Genomic DNA, 22,046 nt, shown 5'->3' on the forward strand with positions numbered 1-22,046 from the left:
CCCGGGGGGGGGGGGGCCGCGGCGCCCCCCCCCCCCCCCCCCCCCCCCCCCCCCCCCCCCGGGGGGCCCCCCCCCCCCCCCCCCCCCGACCCGCATTCCACTCAAATGGACTACGGAACTTTAAAGTTACGCGCCCGTCAGACGGACGTCAGTCCCTCCGCACACCCGCGGCCAACTCTCCCGCGAGCTCCTTCACGGCCCGCAGCCCGGCCGCCTCGTCCTCCGCGTCCAGCATCCGCTTCACGAACGCCGACCCGACGATGACCCCGTCCGCGAAGGCCGCAACTTCCTTGGCCTGCACGGCGTTCGAGACCCCGAGCCCCACGCACACCGGCAGCCCGCTGCCCGTGGCCCGGGTCCGGCGCACCAGTTCCTGCGCCTCGTGCCCGACGGACTCCCGCGTCCCGGTGACGCCCATCAGCGAGGCGGCGTACACAAAGCCCGACCCGGCCGCCGTGATCGTCGCCAGCCGCTCGTCCCTGCTGCTGGGCGCGACCACGAACACCGTGGCCAGCCCGTGCTTCTCGGCGTGCTCGCGCCACAGCGCGGACTCCTGGACCGGCAGGTCCGGCAGGATGCACCCGGCCCCGCCCGCCTCCGCCAGCTCCGCCGTGAACCGCTCGACGCCGTACCGGTCGATGGGGTTCCAGTACGTCATCACCAGCACCGGCACCCCGGTGGCGGCGTGCGCCTCACGGACCGTCCGCATCACATCGGCGATCTTGACCCCGCCGCGCAGGGCGATGTCGTCCGCGGTCTGGATCACCGGCCCGTCCAACACCGGGTCGCTGTGCGGCAGTCCGACCTCGACGATGTCCGCGCCACCGGCGACGACGGCCTTGACCGCCTCGATCCCGCCGTCCACGGTCGGGAACCCGGCGGGCAGATAGGCGATCAGCGCCGCCCGGTCCGCCGCCTTCGCCGCGGCGAGGGTGTCACTCAACAGCTGTACGTTCCCGCTCACTTGGCGTCCCCCGAGATCTCCGCAACGGCAGCGGCGTCCGCCTCGACGGCGGCGTTCGCGTCGTACAGCCCGAAGTACCGGGCCGCCGTGTCCATGTCCTTGTCGCCGCGCCCGGACAGGTTGACCAGGATCAGCCCGTCCTTGCCCAGCTCCTTGCCGAGGTCCAGCGCCCCGGCGAGCGCGTGCGCGCTCTCGATGGCCGGAATGATGCCTTCGGTGCGCGACAGCAGCCGCAGCGCCTGCATCGCGGCGTCGTCCGTCACCGCCCGGTACTCCCCGCGCCCGATGTCCTTGAGGTACGAGTGCTCGGGCCCGATACCCGGGTAGTCGAGCCCGGCCGAGATCGAGTACGGCTCGGTGATCTGGCCCTCCTCGTCCTGGAGTACGTACGACCGCGACCCGTGCAGAATCCCCGGCTCGCCCGCGCTCAGCGTGGCCGCGTGCTCGCCGGTCTCGATGCCGTGCCCGGCGGGCTCGCAGCCGACGAGGCGCACGTCGGCGTCCGGGATGAAGGCGTGGAACAGCCCGATGGCGTTCGACCCGCCGCCCACACACGCCACGGCGGCGTCCGGCAGCCGCCCGGCCCGGGCCAGGATCTGACGGCGCGCCTCCACCCCGATCACCCGGTGGAAGTCACGGACCATGGCGGGGAAGGGGTGCGGGCCCGCGACCGTGCCGAAGAGGTAGTGGGTGCGGTCGACGTTGGCGACCCAGTCGCGGAACGCCTCGTTGATGGCGTCCTTGAGGGTGCGCGACCCGGACTTCACGGCCACGACCTCCGCGCCGAGCATCCGCATCCGCGCGACGTTGAGCGCCTGGCGCTCGGTGTCGATCTCGCCCATGTAGATGGTGCATTCGAGGCCGAACAGCGCGCAGGCGGTGGCGGTCGCGACACCGTGCTGACCCGCGCCGGTCTCCGCGATCACCCGGGTCTTGCCCATGCGCTTGGTGAGGAGCGCCTGCCCCAGCACGTTGTTGATCTTGTGCGAGCCGGTGTGGTTGAGGTCTTCCCGCTTGAGGAAGATCCGGGCGCCGCCCGCGTGCTCGGCGAACCGGGGGACCTCGGTCAGGGAGCTGGGCCGGCCGGTGTAGTTGACCATCAGGTCGTCGAGTTCGGCCGCGAACGCCGGGTCGGCCTTGGCCTTCTCGTACTCGACGGCGACCTCGTCCACCGCGGCGACGAGCGCCTCGGGGATGAACTTGCCGCCGAAGTCACCGAAATACCCCTCGGTGGTGGGGACCTGACCTTCGAGGTCGGGCACGAAGAACTCGCTGGACATGCGAAAACTCCTCACGAAGCCGTGCGCGTCGCGCACGGCAGGGGGGGAAGGAAAGGGACGTCACGAAGACGAACGCCGGAGACCGACGTTCAGTGACGACGCCATCGCATGCCGTTGATCTGGCCGGGCTCGGAGCCGATGTGGTACCGGACCCGCCTGCCCCGCACCCGTCGCGCAGGCGCACGGCAGCCGCGAGGGCGGCAACCGCGGGCGAGACGGGCGTGGGACGTCATGGCGTAGACCTTAACCCCGCCCGTGCCGCAGCGCGGGGTGGGCCCCGGCGGCGACCAGGTCGGAGACGGCGGCCCTGGGGTCGCGCCCGGTGACGAGCGACTCGCCGACCAGTACGGCGTCGGCGCCCGCGTTGGCGTACGCGATCAGGTCGTGCGGCCCGCGCACGCCCGACTCGGCGATCTTGACGATGTGGTCCGGGATCTCCGGGGCGACGCGCTCGAAGGTGCCGCGGTCGACCTTGAGGGTCTTCAGGTTGCGGGCGTTCACGCCGATGATCTTGGCTCCGGCGGCGACGGCCCGGTCGACCTCGTCCTCGTCGTGCACCTCGACCAGCGGGGTGAGCCCGATGGACTCGGCCCGCTCGATGAGCGAGACGAGCGCGTCCTGCTCCAGGGCGGCGACGATCAGCAGTGCCAGGTCGGCACCGTACGCACGGGCCTCCCAGAGCTGGTACGCGGTGACGATGAAGTCCTTGCGCAGCACCGGAATGTCGACCTTGGCGCGTACGGCCTCCAGGTCGGCCAGCGAACCGCCGAAGCGGCGCTGTTCGGTGAGGACGGAGATGACGGCGGCGCCGCCCGCCTCGTAGTCGGCGGCGAGACCGGCCGGGTCCGCGATGGCCGCGAGAGCGCCCTTGGAGGGGCTCGACCGCTTGACCTCGCAGATGACCTTGACGCTGTCGCCGCGCAGGGCCGCGACACCGTCCTTGGCGACGGGCGCCTTGGCAGCCCGCTCCTTGAGCTCCTCCAGGCTGACACGTGCCTGCCGCTCTGCGAGGTCGGCGCGGACGCCTTCGATGATCTCGTCGAGCACACTCACGCGAGCTGCCCCCTTCCGGGACGGTGGTGGAGGGCCAGGATCGGCCACGAGCGATGGTATCCGCACCGGGCCGTTCCCCCTGCATCCGCCCGCCGGATATCCCACTCCCTGGTCACTGCCAGGGCTTTCAGGGCGCGAGGGCGGAGCCGAACGGCAGATTCCGGACAACGCTGAAGACCGCGAACACCCCGCCCAGGACCCACCATTGAACGCGCGTCAGCCGTACGCCCATGGCCCTGCCCCGCACGGCCCGTGTGATCCAGACCACCACGAAAACCGCGAATGCCGCATATCCCACCACGGCCATCGCATTCGCCCCTAGAGCGGTCACCAGATCACCGTGCGCGACGGCATGCGCACTGCGCAGCCCCCCGCACCCGGGACACAGGATGCCGGTCAGCGCCAGCAGCGGGCAGGTGGGGTAGTGCCCGGCCTCGTTCGGATCAACGGCCCCGACGTACACAAACGCCCCGACGACCCCGACCAGGGTCGCCACAGGCGCCACCAGCCGCCTCCCCAGCGAGGCCTGCACGGGAGCGGAAACGGACACGGGCACTGACGACGAGGCATCCACCCCCCGATTCTCCCCTCCGCTCCCCCGGAACGCACGCACCGGTACGTCACCGGGGGGATGGCTGCCCGAAGGGCATGCCATCAGGGGCGCGGGGAACTGCGCGACCAGCCACAACACACCCGCACGTACAACAGCTCAGCCACGACGCACCCGCCCCGCCAACGCAGAGAGGCGCGGCCCCCAGCAAACCGGGGCCGCACCTCTCCTCCCTACAACCGAGCGAAGCTACTGAAGCTGGGCCCGCCCCGCCGCCGCCCGCGCCTCCACCAGCGCCGAAGACTCCTTCGGCATGCCGAGGCCCGCCATCTTCATGCCGAGACCGATCAGGCCGCCGACCACGGAGATGCCGATTCCGGCCCAGAAGCCCACCGGCTGGGCCATCACCATGTACGCGCTGGAGACGCAGATGCCGATGAAGGCGATCACTACGCCGGTCCAGGCGGCCGGGGTACGTCCGTGGTGTCCGCGGCTAACGCCCGCCATGAGGTGCTCCTTGTTGTGTCTTCCGCTGGAATGCTCGGGGCTCATTGTTCCCCACCGGGACACCGCGCGTGACTTCGGGTCACCCTTCGCGCGTCGGCGCGGCGGTCGGGTCCTCGCCCCGGTCGAGGGCCTTCCACAGCTCCTCGGGGCGTTCCGGGTCCGCCGGGCGGCGTGCGGCCGCCCTGGTGCGCGGGCCGCCCTCGCGCTCGTACCGGCCGCCCATGCCCGGCCAGGTCCCGCCGAACCGCAGCGCGAGCAGCCCGGCGACGAGGATCAGCAGGCCGCCGAAAGCGGTGACGTACGGCCAGCCCGTTTGGGTGAGCCCGCTCACCGTGGCGGCGGCGTCGCCCGACAGCTTGGCCGCCTGCTCGTCCAGAGCCGTGTGGTCCCCGGCCCCCATCAGCGAGGCCGCGACCGCTCCCGCCCCGCTCAGGGCCAGCAGCGCCGCCACCAGGACGCGCCCCGCCCTGCGGACGGCGAAGACGGCGACGAGGGCGGCCAGGGCGACGATGGCCAGGGCGGCGGGCACCCCCGTGATGGCCTGCCCGTCGGCCTCCAGGGTCTTGGAGCCGATGCCGGCGACGGTGGCGGTGCCCGACCGCCAGGTCTGCCCGGAGGCGATCAGGACGACGGTGGAGCCGAGGGCCCCGAGCAGCAGGGCCGCGGCGAGGCTTCGGCGGCCCCCGCCGCGGGCGGCGGCGGAGGAGGTCTGGGGGGTGGGGGGTACGGCGCTCACACCCCCACTATCCCTCACCCCCTCTTCAGCGACCGAGGCGGATCTTCCTCAGCGGCCGGGCCGGTACTTCCTCAGCGGCCGAGGCGGTTCGCCGTGTGCACGGCCCGCAGGACCGCCGCCGCCTTGTTGCGGCACTCCTGGTCCTCCGCCACGGGGTCGGAATCGGCGACGACACCGGCTCCGGCCTGCACGTACGCCGTTCCGTCCCGCAGCAGCGCGGTGCGGATGGCGATCGCGGTGTCGGAGTCCCCGGCGAAGTCCAGGTAGCCGACGCACCCGCCGTACAGCCCGCGCCGGGTCGGTTCCAGCTCCTCGATGATCTGCATGGCGCGCGGCTTCGGCGCACCCGACAGCGTGCCCGCCGGGAAGCAGGCGGTCAGGACGTCGAAGGCGCTGCGCCCCTCGGCGACCCGCCCGGTGACCGTCGAGACGATGTGCATGACGTGCGAGTACCGCTCGATGGACATGAAGTCGACGACCTCGACCGAGCCGGGCTCGCAGACCCGCCCCAGGTCGTTGCGCCCGAGGTCGACCAGCATCAGGTGCTCGGCCCGCTCCTTGGGGTCGGCCATCAGCTCGTCGGCGAGCGCCTGGTCCTCCTGCGGGGTGGCGCCCCGGTGCCGGGTACCGGCGATGGGGTGCACCATGGCCCGCCCGTCCTCGACCTTCACCAGGGCCTCGGGGCTGGAGCCGACGACATCGAATCCGTCGAAGCGGAAGAGGTACATGTACGGCGACGGGTTGGTGGCCCGCAGCACCCGGTAGACGTCCAACGCACTGGCGTGGCACGGGGTTTCGAAGCGCTGCGACGGTACGACCTGGAAGGCCTCGCCCGCCCGGATGCGCTCCTTGATGTCCTCGACGGCGGCCTGGTAGGCCTGCCCGCCCCACTTCTCCGTGTAGAGCGGAACCTCGGAGGGCGGCAGCACGGCGGGGTCGGTCGGGACGGCGCGGGAGAGGTCGGCCTCCATGGCGTCGAGGCGGGCGACGGCGTCCGCGTACGCCTCGTCGACGCCGGTGGCGAGGTCGTTGTGGTTGATCGCGTTGGCGATCAGCTGGACGGTGCCGTAGCGGTGGTCGAGCACCGCGAGGTCCGAGGTGAGGAGCATGGTCAGCTCGGGCAGCCCGAGCTCGTCCTCGCCGTGCTCGCCGATCCGCTCCAGGCGGCGCACGATGTCGTACCCGAGGTAGCCGACCATGCCGCCGGTGAACGGCGGCAGCCCGCCCGCCAGGTCGCGCGGCGTGTGCAGGGCCTCCACCGTCGCCCGGAGCGCTTCCAGGGGGTCGCCGTCGGTCGGTACGCCGACGGGGGGCGTCCCGATCCAGTGGGCGCGGCCCTCGCGGGCGGTGAGGGTGGCGGCACTGCGGACGCCGACGAAGGAGTAGCGGGACCAGGACCGGCCGTTCTCGGCGGACTCCAGGAGGAAGGTGCCGGGGCGTTCGGCGGCGAGTTTGCGGTAGAGCCCGACGGGGGTGTCGCCGTCCGCGAGGAGGGTGCGGCTGACGGGGATGACGCGGCGGTCGACCGCCAGCTTGCGGAAGGTCTCCAGATCCATGGCCGCTGACCCTACTTGCCGTCGGTGCCGGGAAGCACGTCGGTGCTCGGGGACGCGTCGGCGCTCCGGGGCGCGTCATCGCTCGGGGGCGCGTCATCGCTCAGGAGCACGTCGGCGTCGAAGCAGGTCCGCTCGCCGGTGTGGCAGGCGGCCCCCGTCTGGTCGACCTTGACCAGCAGCGTGTCGCCGTCGCAGTCCAGCGCCACGGACTTCACCCGCTGGACGTGTCCCGAGGTGTCGCCCTTGACCCAGTACTCCTGGCGGCTGCGCGACCAGTAGGTGCACCGGCCGGTGGTGAGCGTGCGGTGCAGGGCCTCGTCGTCCATCCAGCCGAGCATCAGCACCTCGCCGGTGTCGTACTGCTGGGCGACGGCGGGGACCAGGCCGTCGGCGGTGCGCTTGAGGCGGGCGGCGACGGCGGGGTCGAGACCACCGGTGGAGGCGGCCTCGGGGGCGCTGTCGGGGAGGGGCTGGGGTGCGGGCGTACTCATGGGGCAATTGTGCCGCTTACGGTGCGGGGCTTGGCCCGACGTCCACTGTGCGGACGCCCCCCGGTCGCCGTACGCTGGCCGACATGTCGACCCATGCCAAGCGTGAACGGCTTCTCCTCGCCGATCTGTTGGAGGCCGCGGGCCCCGATGCGCCGACCCTCTGCGAGGGCTGGAACACCCGGGACCTCGCCGCGCACGTGGTGGTCCGCGAACGCCGCTCGGACGCGGCGGCGGGCCTGCTCGTGCCCGCCCTGCGCAACCGCCTGGAGCGCGTCCAGGCCGAATTCACCGCGAAGCCGTACGAGGAGCTGGTGCAGCTCATCCGGACGGGGCCGCCGCGCCGCTCCCCGTACTCGCTCAAGCAGGTGGACGAGGCGGCGAACACGGTGGAGTTCTACGTCCACGCGGAGGACGTGCGGCGGGCGCAGGAGCAGTGGACGCCGCGTGTGCTCGACCCGGTGTTCGCGGACGCGCTGTGGGCGCGGGTGGAGAAGCTGGGCCGGGTCCTGGGCCGCAAGTCCCCCGTCGGGCTGGTGCTGCGCCGCCCGGACGGCCAGACGGCGGTGGCCCACCGGGGCACTCCGGTCGTCACGGTCACCGGCGACCCCGGCGAGCTGATCCTCTTCGCCTTCGGCCGCCAGGACCACGCCTCCGTGGAACTGGAGGGCGACAAGGACGCCACCCTCCGCCTCCACGAAGCCCGCCTCGGCCTCTGACCCGCCCGCCCCGTCCCCGTACGAGACAGCCCCGTCCCGGCAGCTCCGCCCCCGTACGGGACGGCCCTACTTCGGCAGCTCCGCCCCCCGGATCTCCCGCGAGCTCACCCCCACCACCGCCGCCAGCCCGCACAGCACCGCGCACCCCACGAAGACCGTGGGAACGGACCACGCCGCCACCGCCGCCCCCATCACCGGGTACATCAGCGGCGCGATGCCCAGGGCGACCAGCGACAGCACGGACATGACCCTGCCCAGATAGGCGGGGGCCGTGTTCGTCTGGACGAGGCCCGCCGTCATGCCGCCGCTCATGGCCACCGTCATCCCCATGACCACCGCCACGGCCACCGCCCAGGTCAGGGTCGGCACCGCGCCCAGTACCGCCACCAGCACCGAGCCCGCCGTGAGAGAGACCAGCCGTACCCGTCCCGCGTGGGCCACCCGCTTCACCAGTGTGAGCGTCAGCGCGCTGCACGCCGCGCCGACGCTGAAGGCGCCCAGGATCCACGCGATTCCGGGCGCGTTCCACCCCCGGTACGAGGACAGCAGCACCAGGCCGACGTTGATGACGGGGATGCCGCCCAGCTCGAAGAGGATGTTGGAGGCGACGAGCGGCCCAACCAGCTTGTGCCGGCGCAGATAGCCGAGGCCCTCGGTGAGGTCGCCCCAGATGTTCCGCTTCGTGGCCGTGGCCTCGCCCTCGTCGGCGGACTCCGGCAGCGGTGCCACCCGCACCGCCACCAGCAGCACCAGGGACACCGCGAACAACCCGCCCGCCACCGCGAACGCCGCCGCCGAGTCGCCGAGCCCCATCGCGAACCCCGCGATCGGCGCGCCGACGATCCCGCCGAAGCGGTTGGTGAGGGACTTCATGCCCTGGATGCGTACGAGCTGGTCGGCACCGGCGATGCGCGGTGGCAGCGCACCCACCGCCGGCAGGAACAGCGCGTCCACCGCGCCGAAGACCAGCGCGACGGCCACCAGCACCCACACGGCGGGCCCGGTGACCATCAGCAGCGCCGCGATGCCCAGGATCACGACGCAGCGCACCGCGTCCGAGCCGATGACGATCCTGCGCGGCCCGAACCGGTCGGCGATGACCCCGCCGCCGAGCATCAGGACGGCCCGGGGTATCGCCCCGGTGGCCATGATCATGCCGACCTCGGCGGGCTCCCCCGCCTGCGCCGCCGCCCAGCCGAGGGCGAGGAAGTAGACGCTGTCGCCGACCAGGGAGGCGGCGTACGCGGCGAGCCAGCGCAGCACATTGCCGTCCCGGTACGCGGGTCTGCCCGCCGGGGCGGAGCCCCCCGCCTCGTCCTCCACCGGTTCCACACGTGATTCAGACATCGCTGGCTGACCCTCTCAGGGACGGAACGGAAAGCCGAACACCTGGACGGAGACCTGCTCGCGTCCCTCCGTGTCGCCCGCCGCCTCGGCGGCGCGACCACGGTCCCGGTAGGCGGTGATCAACTCCTGCATTTCTGCGGACAGTTGCTGGAACTCGGTCACGGTCAGCCGGGGCATGTACTCCCAGTTGAAGGCCGCGTCCACCCACTCCTTGCCCCAGCTCGCACTGTCGTCGAGGTACGTGTCGTACCTCTCCTGCCTGGCCCGCAGGAGCTGTCGGGTGACCTGGCCGACGACGGCCACGCTCTCCGGCGAGTCGCCGAAGTCGGAGTTGCGGAAGGTGAATCCGCGCTCGACCCGCCACCAGCGCTCCCGACCGTCTTTGCTCGCCTCCGGGGCCTCGACGATGAAGCCGTGCCCGGCCATCTTCCGCAGGTGGTAGCTGACCAGTGAGACCGCCTCGCCGACCTGGTCGGCGAGGCGCGAGGCGGTGGCGGCACCCCCGGTGAACAGGGCGCGGTACAGCTCGATGCGCAGCGGATGGGTGAACACCTTGAGTGCGTCGAGATCCGTGATGCGCCGGGGTTCGCGCGGGTGTTCGGGTTCCGGTGCCATGTGCGCACAGTAAGGAAGGAAAGGAAAGTTGCGCAATATTGTTTGCTCAACTTTTCAGGCGCAACTCCCCTCCGTGTTCAGCGAATTGACGGTCTACCAGCGGACCCTCAGCTTCCGCACGCCCCGGATGAGTGTTCCGGAGATCCACGGACCGGCGTCCGGCGAGCCGTCCGGCGCCAGGTCCTCGAAGCGCTCCAGGAGGCTGCGGAGGGCGATGCGGCCCTCCAGCCGGGCGAGCGGTGCGCCGAGGCAGAAGTGGATGCCGTGCCCGAAGGCGATGTGGCCGCGCGCGTCGCGCCGGATGTCGAAGCGGTGCGGTTCCTCGAAGCGCCTCTCGTCCCGGTCGGCGTCGGCCAGCACGATCACCACCGACGACCCCGCCGGGATGTGCGCCCCGCCGAACTCGGTGTCCTCGCGGACGATGCGCGGGGTGGAGCCCTCCACGGGTCCGTCGTAGCGCAGGGTCTCCTCGACCGCGCCGTCGATCAGGCCGTCCAGGTCGCCGCGCAGCAGGGCGAGTTGGTCGGGGTGGTGGAAGAGGGCGCGCAGGCCGTTGCCGATCAGGTTCACCGTCGTCTCGTGACCGGCGACGATCAACAAGAAGGCCATGGACAGGAGTTCGTCCTGGCTGAGCCGGTCGCCGTCCTCGTCGGCGGTGTGGATGAGCGCGCTGAGCAGGTCCTCGCCCGGCGCCTTGCGCTTGGCCTCGATGAGTCCGGTGAGGTACGGCATCGCCGCCCCGTACGCGGCCTGCTCGGCCTCGGGACCGGTGGGCGCCACCACCTCGTTGGACCAGCCGCGAAAGACGTCCCGGTCCAGGTCGGGCACCCCGAGCAGGTCGCAGATGACGGTCATCGGCAGCGGGAAGGCCAGCGCGTCGATGACGTCGGCCGTACGCGCCCCGCCCGCCTCCATGGCGTCCAGCAGCGCGTCGGTGACCTGCTGTACCCGGGGGGCGAGGGCCTCGATGCGGCGTGGCGTGAATTCGCGGGCCACCAGGCGGCGCATCCGGGTGTGCGCCGGCGGGTCGCTGAGCAGGACGTGCGCGTTCCCGGGGCCGTGCGCGTAGGCGGGCAGCACCGGGGCGAGGTGGCCGTGGGTGCGCCAGTCCCGGCTGAACCGGGGGTCGGTGTACGCCGCCCGGGCCGCCTCGTGGCCGACGACGAGCCACAGGTCCTCGCCGTCCGGGGTCAGCACGTGGTGCACCGGCCCTTGGGCGCGGAGTTCGGCGTAGACGGGGTAGGGATCGGCGACGAAGTCGGGGCTGAGCTTCAAAAGTTCCACGACGGGCCTGGCTGCGGACATGACTGTTCCCCCTCGAATGAGTACCCGAGGGGGACGCTAGCCACTGCCGATCTTCAACTACAGCCGGTTTTACGACAGTTGTACGAACTCCGGGTCAGCGCACCGGGTGACCGGCACTGCTGAGAGCCGTCTTGACCTCGCCGATCCGCAGGTCGCCGAAGTGGAAGACGGAGGCCGCGAGCACGGCGTCCGCCCCCGCGTCGACGGCCGGGGCGAAGTGCTCCAGGGAGCCCGCGCCCCCGCTGGCGATGACCGGGACCGTGACGTGCTTGCGTACCGCCGCGATCATCTCGGTGTCGTAGCCGTCCTTGGTGCCGTCGGCGTCCATCGAGTTGAGGAGGATCTCCCCCGCGCCCAGCTCGGCCGCCCGGTGCGCCCACTCGATCGCGTCGATGCCCGCCGAGCGGCGGCCGCCGTGGGTCGTCACCTCGAAGGAGCCGGACGCGGTGCGCCGGGCGTCGACGGACAGGACCAGCACCTGGCGGCCGAAGCGCTCCGCGATCTCGCGGATCAGCTCGGGGCGGGCGATGGCGGCCGTGTTCACGCCCACCTTGTCGGCCCCGGCCCGCAGCAGCTTGTCCACGTCGTCGGCGGTGCGCACGCCACCGCCCACGGTGAGCGGGATGAAGACCTGCTCGGCGGTGCGCCGCACCACGTCGTAGGTCGTCTCCCGGTCGCCGGAGGAGGCGGTGATGTCCAGGAAGGTCAGCTCGTCGGCGCCCTCGGCGTCGTACAGCTTGGCCATCTCGACGGGGTCGCCGGCGTCCCGCAGGTTCTGGAAGTTGACGCCCTTGACGACGCGTCCTTCCGTGACGTCCAGGCAGGGGATGACCCGTACGGAGACGCTCACGCGGCCCCTCCCCGGTACGCCTCGACCTCGACCTCCACGACCAGCGACGGGTCGACGAAGCCGGAGACGATCAGCATGGACGCGACCGGGCGGATCGCGTCGAAGAGCTCCTTGTGGGCGCGGCCCACCTCCTCGACGTCCCGGGCGTGCGTGAGGTACATGCGGGTGCGGACGATGTCGGCGCGGGTCAGACCGAGCTGCTGAAGGGCCTTCTCGGCGACGCCGAACGCGGTCACGGTCTGCTCGTACGGGGTGCCCGCGTCGATGACGCCGTCCACCACGGACGTGCAACCGGCCACCAGCACAAGGCCGTTGGGCAGTTCGACGGCGCGCGCGTAGCCGAACTGCTCCTCCCAGGGGGCGCCGGTCTGCACCCGGCGTACGTCGGGGGTGCTCATCGGGAGACCGCCTCCAGCGCCTCTTCCAGCGTGAACGCCTTCGCGTACAACGCCTTGCCGACGATCGCGCCCTCGACGCCGTCCGGCACCAGCGAGGCGATGGCCCGCAGGTCGTCCAGCGAGGAGACGCCGCCGGAGGCCACCACGGGCTTGTCGGTGGCGGCGCACACGTTCTTCAGCAGTTCCAGGTTCGGGCCCTGGAGGGTGCCGTCCTTGGCGATGTCGGTGACGACGTACCGCGCGCAGCCCTCGGAGTCGAGGCGGGCCAGCGTCTCGTACAGGTCGCCGCCGCCGCGGGTCCAGCCGCGGCCGCGCAGGGTGGTTCCCCGTACGTCCAGGCCGACCGCGATCTTGTCGCCGTACTGGGAGATGACCTTGGCGACCCACTCGGGGGTCTCCAGGGCGGCGGTGCCGAGGTTGACGCGCTTGCAGCCGGTCGCGAGGGCGGCCTCCAGGGAGGCGTCGTCGCGGATGCCCCCGGAGAGCTCGACCTTGATGTCCATGGCGGCGGCGACCTCGGCGATGACCTTGCGGTTGTCGCCGGTGCCGAAGGCGGCGTCCAGGTCGACCAGGTGCAGCCACTCGGCGCCGGACTTCTGCCAGGCGAGGGCCGCCTCCAGCGGGGAGCCGTAGGAGGTCTCGGAGCCGGACTCGCCGTGCACGAGGCGCACGGCCTGGCCGTCACGGACGTCGACGGCGGGGAGAAGCTCAAGCTTGGGGGGCATCAGAGGGTTCCGATCCAGTTGGTGAGCAGCTGGGCTCCGGCGTCGCCGGACTTCTCGGGGTGGAACTGGGTGGCCATGAGCGCCCCGTTCTCGACGGCGGCCACGAAGGGCTCGCCGTGCGTGGCCCAGGTGACGCGCGGGGCCCGGATGAGCGGGTTGGTGACTTCGAGCGTCCAGTCGTGGACCGCGTAGGAGTGCACGAAGTAGAAGCGCTCGTCGGCGTCGAGCCCTGCGAACAGGTCGGAGCCCTGGGCCGCCTCGACGGTGTTCCAGCCCATGTGCGGGACGACGTCGGCCTTGAGCGGGGCGACCTCGCCGGGCCACTCGTCCAGGCCCTCGGTCTCCACGCCGTGCTCGATGCCGCGCTCGAAGAGGATCTGCATGCCGACGCAGATGCCCAGCACCGGGCGGCCGCCGGACAGGCGGCGGCCGACGACCCAGTCGCCGCGGGCCTCGCGCAGTCCCTTCATGCAGGCGGAGAACGCGCCGACGCCGGGCACCAGCAGCCCGTCCGCGTTCATCGCGGTGTCGTAGTCGCGGGTGATCTCGACGTCCGCGCCGACCCGGGCGAGCGCCCGCTCGGCCGACCGGACGTTGCCGAAGCCGTAGTCAAAGACCACGACCTTCTTGTTGTTCGTCATTCCCAGAGTCCCTGAATACGCAGGATGCCCGCGACCAGACACATCACGGAGGCCAGGCCGAGCAGCACGATGACGCCCTTGGGCATCTTCTGCTTGGAGAAGGAGTACACGCCGCCGGCCAGGAAGAGGCCGACGACGATGAGGATGGTGTTGAGGCCGTTCATGGGGTTACAGCGCGCCCTTGGTCGAGGGGAGGATGCCGGCCGCGCGCGGGTCGCGCTCGGCGGCGTAGCGCAGTGCCCGCGCCAGGGCCTTGAACTGGCACTCCACGATGTGGTGCGCGTTGCGCCCGTACGGCACGTGGATGTGCAGGGCGATCTGCGCCTGCGCGACGAAGGACTCGAAGATGTGCCGGGTCATCGTCGTGTCGTAACTGCCGATCATCGGCGCCATGTTCTCGGGCTCGGTGTGCACGAGGTAGGGGCGGCCGGAGAGGTCGACGGTGACCTGGGCGAGGGACTCGTCCAGCGGCACGGTGCAGTTGCCGAAGCGGTAGATGCCGACCTTGTCGCCGAGGGCCTGCTTGAAGGCGGCGCCCAGCGCGAGGGCGGTGTCCTCGATGGTGTGGTGGGTGTCGATGTGCAGGTCGCCGTCCGTCTTGACCGTGAGGTCGAAGAGGCCGTGGCGGCCGAGCTGGTCGAGCATGTGGTCGTAGAAGCCCACGCCCGTGGCGACGTCGACCTTGCCGGTGCCGTCGAGGTCGATCTCGACGACGACCGAGGTCTCCTTGGTGGTGCGTTCGACGCGTCCTACGCGGCTCATGCGCTCTGCTCCTTCTTGAGTGCGCGTACCGCTTCCAGGAACGCGTCGTTCTCGTCGGGGGTGCCCGCCGTGACCCGCAGCCAGCCGGGTACACCGTTGTCCCGGACCAGGACGCCCCGGTCGAGGATCTGCTGCCACACGGCGTGCGCGTCGTCGAAGCGGCCGAACTGGACGAAGTTGGCGTCCGAGTCGGTGACCTCGTAGCCGAGGGCCCGCAGCTCGGCGACCAGGCGGTCGCGCTCGGCCTTCAGCTGTTCGACGTATCCGAGCAGGGTATCGGTGTGCTCCAGCGCGGCGAGCGCGGTGGCCTGGGTGACGGAGGACAGGTGGTACGGCAGCCGTACGAGCTGCACCGCGTCCACCACGGCCGGGTCGGCCGCGAGGTAGCCGAGCCGCAGCCCGGCCGCGCCGAAGGCCTTGGACATGGTGCGGGAGAGCACCAGGTTCGGGCGGCCCTCGATCAGCGGCAGCAGGGAGGCGCGGTGGCTGAACTCGCCGTACGCCTCGTCGACGACGACCAGCGAGGGCTTGGCGGCCTGGGCGGCGTCGTACAGCGCGAGGACGGTGTCGGCCTCGACGGCGGTGCCGGTGGGGTTGTTGGGGCTGGTGATGAAGACGACGTCGGGCCGGTGCTCGGCGATGGCCTGCTTCGCGGCTTCGACGTCGATGGTGAAGTCGTCGTTGCGGGGCCCGGAGATCCAGCCGGTGCCGGTGCCGCGCGAGATGAGCGCGTGCATCGAGTACGAGGGCTCGAAACCGATGGCGGTACGGCCCGGGCCGCCGAAGGTCTGCAGGAGCTGCTGGAGGATCTCGTTGGAGCCGTTGGCGGCCCAGAGGTTCTGGACGGTGACGTCGTGCCCGGCGGTCTTCGTCAGGTACTTCGCCAGTTCCGTACGCAGCTCGACCGCGTCCCGGTCGGGGTAGCGGTTGAGGTCCCGGGCGGCCTCGCGGACGCGCTCGGCGATGCGGTCGACCAGGGCCTCGGGCAGCGGGTACGGGTTCTCGTTGGTGTTCAGCCGGACGGGGACGTCCAACTGGGGGGCGCCGTAAGGGGACTTGCCCTTCAGCTCCTCGCGGATGGGGAGGTCGTCGATGTTCGTCACTTGCTGGGCACCTTCCACCCGAACCTGGCCTTGATCGCAGCCCCGTGCGCCGGGAGGTCCTCCGCCTCGGCGAGCGTCACCACGTGGTGGGCGACGTCGGCGAGGGCCTCGCGGGAGTAGTCCACGACGTGGATGCCGCGCAGGAAGGACTGGACGGACAGGCCCGAGGAGTGGCAGGCGCAGCCGCCGGTGGGCAGGACGTGGTTGGAGCCCGCGCAGTAGTCGCCGAGCGAGACCGGGGCGTACGCGCCGACGAAGATCGCGCCCGCGTTGCGGACCCGGTCGGCGACGGCGGCCGCGTCGGCGGTCTGGATCTCCAGGTGCTCGGCGCCGTACGCGTCGACGACCGTGAGCCCGTCCTCCACCGAGTCCACCAGCACGATCGCCGACTGCCGCCCGGCGAGCGCCGGGAGGATCCGATCGGCCTTGTGCTTGCTGGCGTCCACCTGCGGTACGAGCTCGTTCTCGACGGCGTCCGCGAGCGCGGCGGAGTCCGTCACGAGGACGGCGGCGGCCAGCGGGTCGTGCTCGGCCTGGGAGATCAGGTCGGCGGCGACGTGCATCGGGTCGGCGGTGTCGTCCGCGAGGACGGCGATCTCGGTGGGCCCGGCCTCGGCGTCGATGCCGATGCGGCCCGCGAAGTAGCGCTTGGCGGCGGCGACCCAGATGTTGCCGGGGCCGGTGACCATGTTGGCTGGCGCGCAGGACTCGGTGCCGTACGCGAACATCGCGACGGCGGTGGCGCCTCCGGCCGCGTACACCTCGTCGATCCCGAGCAGCGCGCACGCGGCGAGGATCGTCGGGTGCGGCAGTCCGCCGGACTCGGCCTGGGCCGGGGAGGCCAGCGCGATCGACTCGACGCCCGCCTCCTGCGCCGGGACCACGTTCATGATCACGGACGACGGGTAGACGGACCGGCCGCCGGGCGCGTACAGGCCGACCCGGTCGACCGGCACCCACTTCTCGGTGACCGTGCCGCCGGGCACGACCTGGGTGGTGTGGGTGGAGCGGCGCTGTGCGCGGTGGACGAGCCTGGCCCGCCGGATCGATTCCTCCAGGGCGGCCCTGACCTCGGGGTCGAGCTTCTCCAGCGCGTCGGCGATCGCCTGCGCCGGGACCCGGACCTCGGTCAGCGTGACCCCGTCGAACCTCTCCGCGTACTCGATCAGCGCCGCGTCGCCACGATGATGCACGTCCTCGCAGATCGGCCGCACCTTCTCCAGGGCGGTCGTCACGTCGAAGTCGGCTCGGGGCAGCAGGTCGCGCAGGGCTCCACCCTCGGGGAGGGCCTTGCCGCGCAGATCGATTCGTGAGATCACGGGCCCAATTCTCGCAGACCGCTTCCGGCCACCGGTCGCCCGTATCACTGGCTGATACGAGGCACAGTGGTCCCGCGTGTCACCGGTGACCACTAGCGTGCACTGCGTTACGTACGCGATCGAGGGGAGGGGCGGCGCAGTGACCGAGGCGCAACGGGACGACGAGGCGCCGGACTGGCTCAGTGCGGCGGAGCTGGGAATGTGGCAGGCGTTCCGCAACGGCAGCACCTACGACCTGCGGGTACAGGAGCCGCTCGCCGACGATCCGATGGCGGCCCGCTCCTGGGGGCCCGAGCGCACGGTCCGCGCCCGCGTGGTCGCGCTGCTGCTGCTCAGTGGGCCCGCGGCACGGCCGGGGCGGGTGGCCGCGCTGAAGCTGCGCGGGGTGCAGATCACCGGGAAGCTGGATCTGTCGGGCGGCACGGTGGGTCCGTATGTCGAGATGAACGGATGCCGGTTCGACCGTGAGGTGCTGCTGCCGGAGTGCCGGTTCACCACGCTGCGGCTGGTGGGGTGCTCGATTCCGCGGCTTGAGGCGGCCCGGCTGCACACCGAGGGCGATCTGCATCTGCCGCGCTGCCGGGTGGAGAACGGGGTGCGGCTCACCGACGCCCAGATCGGCACCGACCTGCTGATCAACCAGATCGTCATCGGCCGCGACCGGCGCGGGAAGTCGCTGCTGGCCGACGGGCTCTTCGTGGCGCAGGACCTCCAGGCCGAGCTGATCGAGACGCACGGCGAGATCAGCCTGCGCGGCGCGAAGGTCGGCGTGTCGCTGAGCCTGCGCGGCAGCCGCCTGAGCAACCCGTACGGAAAGCTGGCGCTCAACGCCCCGCAACTCACGGTGGAACGAACGCTCTACCTGACACCGGCCGGGCTGTCCTCGCAGACGTACGGGAACACCACACCCCCGTACGGACTCGGCCGGGGCGTCGGCAACACCCCCGCCCGGGGCACGCGGATGCAGCGTTTCGAGTGCCTGGGCGGCATCCGGCTGGACGACGGACGGTTCGGCGACGCGGTCGACCTCCAGGACGCGCGCTTCACGCTGGAGAACGACCAGCAGCTCTCGCTGCGCCGCATCCAGACCCCCGAGCTGCGCTTCCTCTGCGAGCGCCCGGAGCGGGGGAAGGTGGTGCTGTCCGGCGCGAAGATCGTCACCCTGGTCGACAAGTCGACGAGCTGGCCGGGGCCCGGGCATCTGTCCATGGGCGGTTTCGCCTACGAGAACCTGGTGCCGGTGGGGCACTTCCCGCTGGCCAGGCGGCTGGAGTGGGTGACGGCGGCGACCCCCGAGTACGCCCCGGAGCCGTACGAGCGGCTGGCCGCCGTGAAGCGCAACAGCGGCGAGGACTCCGAGGCGCGCGAGGTGCTGCTCACCAAGCAGCGCCGCCGACGCGAGACGCTGCCGCTGACCGGGAAGGTGTGGGGCGTCCTCCAGGACTGGACGGTCGCCTACGGGTACCGGCCCGGGCGGGCGGCGCTGTGGATGGCGGTGCTGTGGGCGGCGGGGACGCTCGCCTTCTCGCGCTACGACCCGCAGCCCATCAAGGCCGACGAGCACCCGCAGTGGAGCGCCCCGCTCTACGCCCTGGACCTCCTGGTCCCGGTGATCAACCTCGGACAGGACGGCTACTGGCTCCTCAAGGGCGTCTGGCAGTGGGCCGCCGCGGGGCTGATCCTGCTGGGCTGGATCCTGGCGACGACGGTCGCGGCGGGGGCTTCGCGACTGCTGCGGCGGGGGTGAGTTCCGGCTGCGGCCGGGGGGGGTGAGTTCCGGCTGCGGCGGGCGTGCGGATGCAGCAGCGGCGGGCATGCCTCCCGGCGGCGGTGGGCGTGCGGTCGCGGCCCGTTCACCCGGCCTCCCCCGCACCGCCACACCCCCTCCGCCTCCGCAAGCTTTCTTTACCGTCCCTTGACCTGAAACCGTACAACCTTCGCGCCGCTACCAAAGCTTCACAGACCGCCCCTGGCACGCCGCTCACCTGCGGTTTTCAATGGCTGGACCATGTCTTTCCTTCGCGCCCTGATGAGCACCGCACGCCGGTCCCGCCGGGTCTCCCCGCGCCCGGTCGGCAGGCCGTCCGCCACGGACGAGGACCTGCTGCTCGACGCCCCCGACGAGCGCATCGCCCCCGCCCTGGTCGCCGCCGCCCAGGGCCGCTACGCGCCCGCCGCCGCGCTGCTCGCCGCGACCCGCGAAGGCGCCGAGTGGGAGAACCGCGACCGGTACACGCTGCGGCTGGCCGCGTTCGCCCACCACCGGCAGGACTGGCTCACCGACTGGCTGCTGGCCGCGCCCCAGGACCCGGACGCGCTGCTGGTCAAGGCCGAGCTGGAGGTCCGCAGGGCGCTGGAGTCCCCGGCCCCCGCCGACCGGCTGCGCCCGGCGGGCCCGCTGATCGACGCGGCGGCCGCCGGTGCGCCCTGCGACCCCGTGCCCTGGCGCATCGCGCTCGACCACGCGCGCGGCACCCAGGCCGCCCACGACACCTTCGAGGCGCTGTGGGGGCAGGCCATCCGCCGGTCCTCGCACCACTACGGCTGCCATGTGGCGGCCCTGAAGTACCTGGCCGCACAGGGTTCCACGTACCGCGAGTGCTTCGACTTCGCCGAGCAGGCCGCCGACGACGCGCTCCCCGGCTCCCTCATCCAGGCGCTCCCGCTGCGCGCCGCCTTCGCCCTGCTCGCGGACCGGCCGCCCGCCTGGGGGGCGACCGGCGAGCAGCCCCTCGCCGTCGATCTGAGCGCCCGCATCGACAAGGCGGCCGACCTGGCGATCACCCTGTCCGCCGAGTACACGCCGGGCGACCCGTGGGCGGCGGAGGTCCGCAACCTCCTCGCGTACGTCCTGGTCTGCCGCGAACGGTGGGCGGACGCGGTCGAGCAGTTCCGGATGATCGGCCCGTACGCGACGTCCTTCCCGTGGGCCTGGCTCACCGAGGACCCGCTCGGCCGGTTCCTCGAACTGCGCGACACCGCACGCTCCCTGGCGGGCGAGGGACCGGCCCCCGAGGCGGGCCGGACGAAGCCCGAGGGGGCCCGGAAATGGACGCACGGACGCAGCAGGTCCGACGGCCATTACGCTTGAGCGCTGTGACCACCGCTCGCCTGCCGCTCTTCCCGCTCAACTCGGTGCTGTTCCCCGGCCTCGTCCTGCCGCTGAACGTGTTCGAGGAGCGTTATCGCGCCATGATGCGCGACCTGCTGAAGTCGTCCCCCGACGCCGACGGCTCCGCCGGGGCCCCGGACGCGGACGACGAGGCGCGCCGTTTCGCGGTCGTGGCGATCCGCGACGGCCGGGAGACCGCCCGCACCGCCACCGGCATGCCGGACGACCCGACCGCGCTCACCGAGCAGGGCCCGGCGGCGGGCTTCGGCGCCGACCCCATCCAGGCCTTCCACCGGGTGGGCTGCATCGCGGACGCGGCGACCATCCGCGAGCGCGAGGACGGCAGCTTCGAGGTGCTGGCCACGGGGACGCGGCGGGTGCGGCTGCTGTCGGTGGACGCGAGCGGCCCGTACCTGGTGGCCGAGCTGGAGGAGCTGGAGGAGGACCCCGGCGACGAGGCGGGCGCCCTCGCGGAGGGCGTGCTGCGCGCGTTCCGTACGTACCAGAAGCGGCTGGCGGGGGCCCGTGAGGCGACCCTGACGACGGCCGCCGACCTCCCCGACGAGCCCTCCGTCGTCTCCTACCTGGTGGCGGCCGCGACGATGCTCGACACCCCCACCCGGCAGCGGCTCCTCCAGGCCCCGGACACCGCGACCCGGCTGCGCGAGGAGCTGACGATCCTGCGCCAGGAGACGGCGCTGATCCGCCACCTCCCGTCGATTCCGGCGGAGGCCCTCACCCGGGCCCCCACCTGCCCCAACTGACCGAAGGATTCGTTACGTTGGCGAAGAAGAAGCAGGCCGCGCAGTCGGGCGGAACGCCCGCGACGGTGGCGCTGACGGCGGCGGGCACCGCGTACACGGTGCATGCGTACGAGCACGATCCTGCGGCGGCGTCCTACGGCGAGGAGGCCGCCCGGGCGCTGGGCGTCACCCCGGACCGGGTCTTCAAGACGCTGGTCGCGGACGTGGACGGGACGCTGACCGTGGCGGTCGTGCCGGTGGCGGGGTCGCTGGACCTGAAGGCGCTGGCCTCGGCGGTCGGCGGCAAGAAGGCGGCCATGGCGGACCCGGCGGCGGCCGAGCGCACCACGGGGTACGTCCGGGGCGGGATCTCTCCCCTCGGCCAGCGCAAGAAGCTCCGCACGGTCCTGGACTCCTCGGCCTCCGCCCACGCCACGATCTGCATCTCGGCGGGGCGTCGGGGGCTGGAGGTCGAACTGGCCCCCGCGGACCTGGCCGCGCTCACCTCGGCGGTCCTCGCCCCGATCGGGCGTGCGTAGGGGCTCGACGGCTTGCCCATCCTCCACTAGGACCTAGGGGAACGGTCCGACCGTGAGGGGTGTGACGCGATGTCCAAGAAGACCCGCAAGCGGAAGTGGCGCGTCAAGAAAAACAAATCCAACCACGGCAAACGCCCGGCATAGGGGCTCCGCCGGTCGGGGGTGCGGTTCCGTGCGTACGCTGCGCGCCTGCCGCTCCCCTGGTCCCCCCCCCGTTCCCCCTCGGGCTCCGCCTCTTGCCGCCCCGCCCCCTTGGGGCGGCCCCACCCCCTTGGGCGACGGGGCCGCCCTCCCTCCCCCAGCCCCCTTGGGCGACGGGGCCGCCCTCCCCCCCCAGCCCCCTTGGGCGACGGGGCCGCCCCAAGGGGGCGGAACGGGCGGGCAAGGGGGCGGCCCGCCCGACACCGGGCCACCCCGCTCCCGGCCCTCTCGCCACCGGGCCACCCCGGCACCGGCCCCTGGCCGAGCACCTGCTCCGGACGCGCGTCCAAGGGGGCCCCGGCCCGCCCCCGTACCGGACATGCGGCCCCGTTCTGCCCAGGCAGAAGAGGCCCCGGACCCGCCCCTCCACCTAAAGCGCTCGCCGCGCGGCCAGCACGTGCAGGTGCGTCGTGGCTGGTCGCGCAGTTCCCCGCGCCCCTAGGAGTTGTCGTCAAATGTCAGGCCCACATCAGTAGGGATGCCAGGGTGACGGCGGCTTGGTAGGACTCGGCGGTCTTGTCGTAGCGGGTGGC

Annotated in this window: 25 protein-coding genes; 5 read left to right on the forward strand and 20 right to left on the reverse strand. The window is 72.3% G+C overall.

Annotated elements, in window-relative coordinates:
- Window positions 1–148: 148 nt before the first annotated feature.
- The 9 genes from trpA to hisI form a co-directional block, all read right to left on the reverse strand.
- Window positions 149–964, reverse strand: a complete 816-nt coding sequence (trpA, locus tag ACIO3O_RS21660; RefSeq protein WP_401748221.1) for a tryptophan synthase subunit alpha — start codon at window positions 962–964, stop codon at window positions 149–151.
- Complete coding sequence (gene trpB, locus ACIO3O_RS21665) at window positions 961–2,244, reverse strand: tryptophan synthase subunit beta (protein WP_401748222.1); 1,284 nt, start codon at window positions 2,242–2,244, stop codon at window positions 961–963. The genes trpA and trpB overlap by 4 nt, the downstream gene beginning before the upstream one ends.
- An 89-nt stretch (window positions 2,245–2,333) precedes the next feature.
- Entirely contained in the window at window positions 2,334–2,477 is a 144-nt protein-coding gene (gene trpM, locus ACIO3O_RS21670) for a tryptophan biosynthesis modulator TrpM (RefSeq protein WP_401748224.1), read from the reverse strand.
- A gap of 10 nt (window positions 2,478–2,487) precedes the next feature.
- Window positions 2,488–3,297, reverse strand: coding sequence for an indole-3-glycerol phosphate synthase TrpC (gene trpC, locus ACIO3O_RS21675; RefSeq protein ID WP_401748225.1), 810 nt, complete (start codon window positions 3,295–3,297; stop codon window positions 2,488–2,490).
- 127 nt (window positions 3,298–3,424) lie between these two features.
- Window positions 3,425–3,802: a DUF2752 domain-containing protein gene (locus ACIO3O_RS21680; protein WP_401748226.1), complete on the reverse strand. Its 378-nt coding sequence runs from the start codon at window positions 3,800–3,802 to the stop codon at window positions 3,425–3,427.
- Between the two features lie 294 nt (window positions 3,803–4,096).
- Window positions 4,097–4,354, reverse strand: coding sequence for an HGxxPAAW family protein (locus ACIO3O_RS21685; protein ID WP_401748228.1), 258 nt, complete (start codon window positions 4,352–4,354; stop codon window positions 4,097–4,099).
- Between the two features lie 79 nt (window positions 4,355–4,433).
- Window positions 4,434–5,090, reverse strand: a complete 657-nt coding sequence (locus ACIO3O_RS21690) for a TIGR02234 family membrane protein (protein ID WP_401748230.1) — start codon at window positions 5,088–5,090, stop codon at window positions 4,434–4,436.
- Window positions 5,091–5,161: 71 nt separating this feature from the next.
- Complete coding sequence (locus ACIO3O_RS21695; protein ID WP_401748232.1) at window positions 5,162–6,646, reverse strand: anthranilate synthase component I; 1,485 nt, start codon at window positions 6,644–6,646, stop codon at window positions 5,162–5,164.
- Between the two features lie 11 nt (window positions 6,647–6,657).
- Window positions 6,658–7,137 (reverse strand): phosphoribosyl-AMP cyclohydrolase, encoded by a 480-nt coding sequence (gene hisI / locus ACIO3O_RS21700; RefSeq protein ID WP_401748233.1) that lies wholly within the window; start codon window positions 7,135–7,137, stop codon window positions 6,658–6,660.
- 83 nt (window positions 7,138–7,220) lie between these two features.
- Between hisI and ACIO3O_RS21705 the strand changes: the two genes are divergently transcribed.
- A complete protein-coding gene (locus ACIO3O_RS21705) occupies window positions 7,221–7,853 on the forward strand; it encodes a TIGR03085 family metal-binding protein (protein ID WP_401748234.1) in 633 nt (210 codons plus the stop codon).
- 66 nt (window positions 7,854–7,919) lie between these two features.
- Here the strand turns inward: ACIO3O_RS21705 and ACIO3O_RS21710 are convergent, their stop codons facing one another.
- The 11 genes from ACIO3O_RS21710 to hisD form a co-directional block, all read right to left on the reverse strand.
- Complete coding sequence (locus ACIO3O_RS21710) at window positions 7,920–9,200, reverse strand: MFS transporter (protein WP_401748236.1); 1,281 nt, start codon at window positions 9,198–9,200, stop codon at window positions 7,920–7,922.
- A 15-nt stretch (window positions 9,201–9,215) separates the two neighbouring features.
- Window positions 9,216–9,815, reverse strand: coding sequence for a helix-turn-helix domain-containing protein (locus ACIO3O_RS21715; RefSeq protein ID WP_401748238.1), 600 nt, complete (start codon window positions 9,813–9,815; stop codon window positions 9,216–9,218).
- Window positions 9,816–9,908: 93 nt separating this feature from the next.
- Window positions 9,909–11,120, reverse strand: coding sequence for a cytochrome P450 (locus ACIO3O_RS21720; protein WP_401748239.1), 1,212 nt, complete (start codon window positions 11,118–11,120; stop codon window positions 9,909–9,911).
- A gap of 94 nt (window positions 11,121–11,214) precedes the next feature.
- The gene (gene hisF / locus ACIO3O_RS21725) at window positions 11,215–11,970 is read right to left on the reverse strand and encodes an imidazole glycerol phosphate synthase subunit HisF (protein WP_401748241.1); all 756 of its coding nucleotides are present in this window, start codon (window positions 11,968–11,970) and stop codon (window positions 11,215–11,217) included.
- On the reverse strand, window positions 11,967–12,368 hold the full coding sequence (locus tag ACIO3O_RS21730; protein ID WP_401748243.1) for a RidA family protein: 402 nt from the start codon (window positions 12,366–12,368) through the stop codon (window positions 11,967–11,969). Before ACIO3O_RS21730 ends, hisF begins: the two co-directional genes overlap by 4 nt.
- Window positions 12,365–13,093 carry a bifunctional 1-(5-phosphoribosyl)-5-((5-phosphoribosylamino)methylideneamino)imidazole-4-carboxamide isomerase/phosphoribosylanthranilate isomerase PriA gene (priA, locus tag ACIO3O_RS21735; RefSeq protein WP_401748245.1) on the reverse strand — a complete coding sequence of 243 codons (729 nt, stop codon included), beginning with the start codon at window positions 13,091–13,093 and terminating at the stop codon, window positions 12,365–12,367. The genes ACIO3O_RS21730 and priA overlap by 4 nt, the downstream gene beginning before the upstream one ends.
- Window positions 13,093–13,734 carry an imidazole glycerol phosphate synthase subunit HisH gene (gene hisH, locus ACIO3O_RS21740; RefSeq protein ID WP_401748247.1) on the reverse strand — a complete coding sequence of 214 codons (642 nt, stop codon included), beginning with the start codon at window positions 13,732–13,734 and terminating at the stop codon, window positions 13,093–13,095. The genes priA and hisH overlap by 1 nt, the downstream gene beginning before the upstream one ends.
- A complete protein-coding gene (locus ACIO3O_RS21745; protein ID WP_401748248.1) occupies window positions 13,731–13,898 on the reverse strand; it encodes a hypothetical protein in 168 nt (55 codons plus the stop codon). Before ACIO3O_RS21745 ends, hisH begins: the two co-directional genes overlap by 4 nt.
- A gap of 4 nt (window positions 13,899–13,902) precedes the next feature.
- Complete coding sequence (gene hisB / locus ACIO3O_RS21750) at window positions 13,903–14,496, reverse strand: imidazoleglycerol-phosphate dehydratase HisB (protein WP_401748250.1); 594 nt, start codon at window positions 14,494–14,496, stop codon at window positions 13,903–13,905.
- A complete protein-coding gene (locus ACIO3O_RS21755; protein WP_401748252.1) occupies window positions 14,493–15,599 on the reverse strand; it encodes a histidinol-phosphate transaminase in 1,107 nt (368 codons plus the stop codon). The genes hisB and ACIO3O_RS21755 overlap by 4 nt, the downstream gene beginning before the upstream one ends.
- Window positions 15,596–16,918 (reverse strand): histidinol dehydrogenase, encoded by a 1,323-nt coding sequence (hisD, locus tag ACIO3O_RS21760; protein WP_401748253.1) that lies wholly within the window; start codon window positions 16,916–16,918, stop codon window positions 15,596–15,598. Before hisD ends, ACIO3O_RS21755 begins: the two co-directional genes overlap by 4 nt.
- A gap of 199 nt (window positions 16,919–17,117) precedes the next feature.
- Here hisD and ACIO3O_RS21765 point away from each other — a divergent pair, with 199 nt between their 5' ends.
- The 4 genes from ACIO3O_RS21765 to ybaK all read left to right on the forward strand — a co-directional run bounded on the left by ACIO3O_RS21765 (window position 17,118) and on the right by ybaK (window position 21,312).
- Entirely contained in the window at window positions 17,118–18,665 is a 1,548-nt protein-coding gene (locus ACIO3O_RS21765; RefSeq protein WP_401748277.1) for an oxidoreductase, read from the forward strand.
- Between the two features lie 261 nt (window positions 18,666–18,926).
- Window positions 18,927–20,009 (forward strand): hypothetical protein, encoded by a 1,083-nt coding sequence (locus tag ACIO3O_RS21770; protein ID WP_401748255.1) that lies wholly within the window; start codon window positions 18,927–18,929, stop codon window positions 20,007–20,009.
- A 5-nt stretch (window positions 20,010–20,014) separates the two neighbouring features.
- A complete protein-coding gene (locus ACIO3O_RS21775; protein ID WP_401748257.1) occupies window positions 20,015–20,794 on the forward strand; it encodes an LON peptidase substrate-binding domain-containing protein in 780 nt (259 codons plus the stop codon).
- 17 nt (window positions 20,795–20,811) lie between these two features.
- Window positions 20,812–21,312 (forward strand): Cys-tRNA(Pro) deacylase, encoded by a 501-nt coding sequence (gene ybaK / locus ACIO3O_RS21780; RefSeq protein WP_401748259.1) that lies wholly within the window; start codon window positions 20,812–20,814, stop codon window positions 21,310–21,312.
- Window positions 21,313–22,046: the final 734 nt, after the last annotated feature.

It is taken from the genome of Streptomyces sp. NPDC087440 (assembly GCF_044744005.1).
Lineage (GTDB): Bacteria > Actinomycetota > Actinomycetes > Streptomycetales > Streptomycetaceae > Streptomyces.

Coding starts and splice junctions, on each gene's coding strand:
- trpB (WP_401748222.1), bottom strand. CDS start 2,244: ATGTCCAGCGAGTTCTTCGTGCCCGACCTCGAAGGTCAGGTCCCCACC.
- trpM (WP_401748224.1), bottom strand. CDS start 2,477: ATGACGTCCCACGCCCGTCTCGCCCGCGGTTGCCGCCCTCGCGGCTGC.
- ACIO3O_RS21685 (WP_401748228.1), bottom strand. CDS start 4,354: ATGGCGGGCGTTAGCCGCGGACACCACGGACGTACCCCGGCCGCCTGG.
- ACIO3O_RS21695 (WP_401748232.1), bottom strand. CDS start 6,646: ATGGATCTGGAGACCTTCCGCAAGCTGGCGGTCGACCGCCGCGTCATC.
- hisI (WP_401748233.1), bottom strand. CDS start 7,137: ATGAGTACGCCCGCACCCCAGCCCCTCCCCGACAGCGCCCCCGAGGCC.
- ACIO3O_RS21705 (WP_401748234.1), top strand. CDS start 7,221: ATGTCGACCCATGCCAAGCGTGAACGGCTTCTCCTCGCCGATCTGTTG.
- ACIO3O_RS21710 (WP_401748236.1), bottom strand. CDS start 9,200: ATGTCTGAATCACGTGTGGAACCGGTGGAGGACGAGGCGGGGGGCTCC.
- ACIO3O_RS21715 (WP_401748238.1), bottom strand. CDS start 9,815: ATGGCACCGGAACCCGAACACCCGCGCGAACCCCGGCGCATCACGGAT.
- ACIO3O_RS21720 (WP_401748239.1), bottom strand. CDS start 11,120: ATGTCCGCAGCCAGGCCCGTCGTGGAACTTTTGAAGCTCAGCCCCGAC.
- ACIO3O_RS21730 (WP_401748243.1), bottom strand. CDS start 12,368: ATGAGCACCCCCGACGTACGCCGGGTGCAGACCGGCGCCCCCTGGGAG.
- priA (WP_401748245.1), bottom strand. CDS start 13,093: ATGCCCCCCAAGCTTGAGCTTCTCCCCGCCGTCGACGTCCGTGACGGC.
- hisH (WP_401748247.1), bottom strand. CDS start 13,734: ATGACGAACAACAAGAAGGTCGTGGTCTTTGACTACGGCTTCGGCAAC.
- ACIO3O_RS21745 (WP_401748248.1), bottom strand. CDS start 13,898: ATGAACGGCCTCAACACCATCCTCATCGTCGTCGGCCTCTTCCTGGCC.
- hisB (WP_401748250.1), bottom strand. CDS start 14,496: ATGAGCCGCGTAGGACGCGTCGAACGCACCACCAAGGAGACCTCGGTC.
- ACIO3O_RS21765 (WP_401748277.1), top strand. CDS start 17,118: ATGTGGCAGGCGTTCCGCAACGGCAGCACCTACGACCTGCGGGTACAG.
- ACIO3O_RS21770 (WP_401748255.1), top strand. CDS start 18,927: ATGTCTTTCCTTCGCGCCCTGATGAGCACCGCACGCCGGTCCCGCCGG.